The 3,619-nt window shown below is 51.5% G+C and carries 4 protein-coding genes; all 4 read left to right on the top strand.

Annotated elements, in window-relative coordinates:
• Positions 1 to 91 precede the first annotated feature (91 nt).
• Complete coding sequence (locus tag QZ105_RS10275) at positions 92 to 646, top strand: hypothetical protein (RefSeq protein ID WP_293729826.1); 555 nt, start codon at positions 92 to 94, stop codon at positions 644 to 646.
• 25 nt (positions 647 to 671) lie between these two features.
• Positions 672 to 1,508, top strand: coding sequence for an ABC transporter ATP-binding protein (locus QZ105_RS10270; RefSeq protein WP_293729825.1), 837 nt, complete (start codon positions 672 to 674; stop codon positions 1,506 to 1,508).
• Complete coding sequence (locus QZ105_RS10265; RefSeq protein ID WP_293729824.1) at positions 1,509 to 3,179, top strand: hypothetical protein; 1,671 nt, start codon at positions 1,509 to 1,511, stop codon at positions 3,177 to 3,179.
• A 2-nt stretch (positions 3,180 to 3,181) separates the two neighbouring features.
• The coding region (locus QZ105_RS10260; protein ID WP_293729823.1) for an ABC transporter ATP-binding protein at positions 3,182 to 3,619 on the top strand (438 nt) is incomplete at its 3' end.

Genomic DNA, 3,619 nt, shown 5'->3' with positions numbered 1-3,619 from the left:
GCCTAACTCTTAAATTTGAAAATAATAGCAATATGCGATAATATATTTTACGATAAAGATATACTTTTAATCTTTGTAAAGGTGTGAGATAATGAAAAAAGTAACTTTACTACTTTGCTTGATGTTGGGATGCATGTTTATAGTAGGCGGAAGCAGCGCTGGCGCAGCTATGGCGCGTAAGTCCATGGATAGGGAAAAAGCCATTACAAATCTGTATAATGCTTTTCAGTATGATAAGCTTGAATTGGGCAAATATTTGGACGCCGGTTTAAGCTATATGGAATTGAAAAATATCTGTCTGCACGCCTATGCGGCTAAAAAGCCTTTAGCTGAGATAGCGCAGCTGCGGGAAAAATATGGCTGGATAAGAGTAAAATATCTATTAGGTTTGACGCCGGAAAAATTTGCTCAGAGAGAATTAGATTATAAGGCGGAGCGACTAGAACGCTTATTTGGTTTGAATAAGCAGCTGACTATGAAATATATGAAGTTGGGCTATGGTTCACATCAGGTTAAGCGTGCGATGTTTATTGCTAGTCATTGCGATATTCCAGTAGAAAAAATTTTAGCTATGAAAACACGCCGGCAAAAATGGGGCGATATTTGCGAGCAGTTAGGCTTACCCCGCAACGCTTGCATGCAATAATTTTATGTGACTTGAGGTAATCCGTATGAGCGAAGCTGTATTGGAAGTTAAGCGTTTATCCGTAGGCTATGGCGCGCGCTGCGTAGTTAAGGACGCAAGCTTTGATGTTGCCGCGGGTGAAATGGTGGGTATTATCGGCTGCAACGGCGCAGGCAAAAGCACAATTTTAAAAACCATTCGCGGGCTTTTGCCGAAGCAGGGCGGCGAGGTGCGCTATTTCGGCCGGGCGCTGGAGGAATACAATGACCGTGATTTAGCCATGAAGGCGGCCTACCTGCAGCAGCATGTAGAGGTGGGCTTCGGTTATACCGGTCAGGATATTGTTATGGCCGGGCGTTACCCATATCTGAAATGGTGGCAGCGGGAGTCGGACGCCGACAAGCGCTTAGCCTTGGACTGTATGGCTTACACCGGTACGGAGGAGCTGGCGGATAAGCCTGTTACGGAGGTCAGCGGCGGTCAGAAGCAGCGCATTTTGCTGGCGAAGGTTTTGGCGCAGCAAACGCCTATCCTATTTTTGGACGAGCCTACAACCGGCCTAGACATGGTTTATCAGGAGGAAATTTTTCGCTTTGCCAAACAGCTGGCGGCTATGGGCAAAACTGTGCTGATGGTGGTGCATGAGCTGAATTTGGCGGCTAAGTATTGCAGCCGCATTTTATTATTGGGACAGGGACGTTTGCTGGCTGACGGCGTGCCGGAGGCGGTGTTTACAGAAAAGCTGCTGGGCTTGGCCTACAATGCCGACATTATAGTGGAGCGCAATCCGCTGAATAATAATTTGGAGATCAGCGCCCGCGTATCGCCTGCGAATAAGGAAAAGGAGGCAGCATTACTGAATAAGATTTGCTGCATGGACTAAATGATGAGATTGCGAAGCTTTGTACTTTTGCTGCTGCTTTGCTGCTGCGTGAGCCAGCTGGCTTGGGCGGGTGTGGAGCTGGAGGCTGCATATCCGTATAAGCTGGATCAGAAAAGTTTGCATAAGGTGGAGGGTGGCAGCACCATGCCCCTCTATATCAATATTACCAGCTTTGACGACCCTGCCGTGCAGGATGCCGCCATTAAGGTGACGCTGCCTGCCGGCTTTACTGCGCTGCCCGACGATAGATGGCAGACGAGCGAAGAAGGCGGGCGGCAAATCGTGACGGCTGAGTGGCGGCTGCCTGCCGACTATGGGCAGACCTTTGATTTACTGTATATCAAGCCTGACGGCAGCGCGGCTAAGGGCGAGCACAAGCTTTTAGTGGAGGCTGCGGGAGCAGGCTGGAGGCGTACTGCGGAGGCAAAGTTCGCTTACGAGCCGCAGGCGTCTGCGGAAGCTGCTGCAGGCGCTAAGGCTAAGCCCTTGGATAAAAGCAAATTTAATTGGTATATACAAAGCGTTACCTTGCCGGTGGATAATTTAGGCAATAAGGACGACCGTGCTGCCGACGGCGTGATTTATGTGCGCGATACTACGCTGGAGGGCTTCCGCAACCGAATGACGGGCGATGGAGCCACTAATTGGTCGGCGGTGTTTAATCATCCTGCGACCTTTGTGATGCTGGAAATGCGCAATCCGCAGATGGACGTGCGGGTGCTAAAGTTTAAAGCGGAGCTGGTGGATAAAAAGACGGGCGCTAACGTGCCAGGGCTAATGAGCGCCAGTAAGGTGACGGACGACGCGGAGCACGGCTGGGCAGGCGATACAGGCAGGGTAGGAGAAACTACGGCGTTGATTTCCTTGGACGGCAAAAAGAATCAGACCTTTATTTTACCCTTATATGTCGATTATTTTACTGTTTTAGAGGGCGAATATAATTTGCGCATTACCGTCAGCGGCAACGGGCAGCAGAAGATTCAGGAGGTGCCGCTGACTATTGCCAAAAAGCACAGCGTGGGACTGGCGGCAGTGGGCTTTTCCTTTGCCTGCCTGTTTTTAGTGCTGGCTTGCGGCGGTCGTTTGCGCCGCTGTATCGGCGTTATCGGCGCTAAGGGAGCGATTACGGTAGCGCTGTTTGCGGCGCTGGCCTTTGGCGGTATTACCCTGCCGACTACGCTGCTGGGCGATTTGCTGCACGTTTTTTTAGGGCCCTTCAGCGGCTTGCTGACAGGCGTGCTAAGCGGCGTGTTGCAATATTTGTTGATTGTGTCGCTGCTGCTGCTGTTTCGTGCGCCGGGTGTGCTGGCGCTGATGTTCTTCGTGAAATATATGCTTTCCGGGCTGATGTTCGGTCATTTTACGCCCTTGGGGCTTTTAAGCACCTGCGTTTACGTTGCGGTGCTGGAGGGGGCTTTGCAGCTGTGCGGCTTTTACCGCGCAGAGCGGATTGGCAAGCGCTATATGCTGTTTGTGGCGCTGATTTTAGGCCTGGCAGACGCCTTGGTGACCTTCGTTAATTTGGAGCAGATGATGTTTTTCTATCGTTTATATTATGCCGACTGGTATATGGCGCTATATATGCTGATTAACGGCGTGTTGTACAGCAGCGTGGGCGCGTGGCTTGGCTATCGTACCGGCTCTAAGCTGCAGCAGGTGATGGGGGAATAATCATGCTGAAAATTACAGATTTATCCTATCGTTACCAGAGCCGCGGCAGCTTTACCCTGCAAAAGATAAATCTACAGCTGGCAGAGGGCGAAATGCTTTTGCTGGCCGGGCGCAGCGGCTGCGGCAAGTCCACGCTGATTAAAGCGATTAGCGGGCTTTTGGGCAGCGACGGCACGGGCGAGCTGCAGGGCAGCATTTACTTGAACGGCGAGGATACTACCTATTGGCCGCCGGAGCGCATCGGCCGCTTGGCAGGCACAGTTTATCAATCGCCGGACGACCAGCTTTTTGCTATGACAGTAGCCGACGAGGTAGGCTTTGCTTTGGAAAACCAAGGGCAGGCGCCGGAGACTGTCAAGCGTCAGGTCAGCGAGGCTTTGCGCCTGGTGGGTCTGGCCGGTTTTGAGGATTACAGTATCCATAAGCTTAGCGGCGGCCCG

The organism is uncultured Phascolarctobacterium sp. (assembly GCF_905212365.1).
Taxonomy (GTDB): domain Bacteria; phylum Bacillota; class Negativicutes; order Acidaminococcales; family Acidaminococcaceae; genus Phascolarctobacterium_A.
Note: the sequence above shows the minus strand (reverse complement) of the source record. Positions and strands in the feature narration are given on the sequence as shown.